The organism is Halomonas sp. AOP43-D1-4 (assembly GCF_052446175.1).
In the GTDB taxonomy this organism is placed as follows: Bacteria; Pseudomonadota; Gammaproteobacteria; order Pseudomonadales; family Halomonadaceae; genus Vreelandella; species Vreelandella citrativorans.
In genome coordinates this window covers 1-794 of record NZ_JBQSVY010000047.1, presented here as the reverse complement: position 1 = coordinate 794, position 794 = coordinate 1, and the positions used below count along the sequence as shown (strand labels likewise).

The 794-nt window shown below is 39.0% G+C and carries 1 protein-coding gene and 1 pseudogene; both read left to right on the top strand.

Features of this window, described 5'->3' with window-relative positions; all coding sequences use genetic code 11:
- Positions 1-203: pseudogene (locus ACT3RQ_RS17715) on the top strand (hypothetical protein); the annotation flags it as partial.
- 407 nt (positions 204-610) lie between these two features.
- Positions 611-794: AAA family ATPase (locus ACT3RQ_RS17710; protein ID WP_444680991.1), on the top strand; the 184-nt coding region annotated here is incomplete at its 3' end.

Here is a 794-nt window from a genome sequence, read left to right as displayed (position 1 = left end):
TTCAACTTGCAAGCCAACGTGCCTTTGAGCGGCTGGGGGCTAAAAATGATGGTGTTATACGTGGGCACAAACTACGCTGCGATGGCACTATCTGCGACACGGTTATACAGCGTGCACACGGGGGAGTGGTCAGAAGTGCGCGCGCATCTCAACTACTTATTGAGCAGATCGCACAGTTAATCAATAAGGCACTAGCTCATTAGAGGCTGCCTGTACACTTATCGGAGGAAAAACGCTGACTGCATACTCTAATTCTATCGTTAATGCGGTTTTGGCCATTCCCTTCCTCATTGGTAAGAATAAATAACATAGAGAGTGATATAAGCGTTTGATTAAAATATTTATTAATCAAGTATGTATCGAGATGTATGAGTATCAGGTTTTGTTACTGGCGATTACCCTACATGCGATGCAAGAAAATTGATAAAGTACACGAATTTTTAACGTGTAGTTAAGTTTCTATTTGCTTCTAATGGAATCAATAGGTAGAGTTAATTTGATGGCTGCATGATCTCGCCGGATGTGTCGTTACATTCATTGGGGATATGTAGCTAAGTGTATGGTCAATGTTATTTCAATCAGCCACAGACTGTAGGGTTAAGTTTAGATAATGAAAATAGATAACTTGCGGATAAGAAACTTTAGAACTATTGGGAAAGAACAAACAATTGATCTTGCCAAGGGGCTTACTATTGTTGGGCCGAATAGCAGTGGTAAAACTAACATACTCAAAGCTATAGAAATTATTTTTACTGGTTTTGAAAATAAATTGGGGTATGAAATAAAAAGCGATA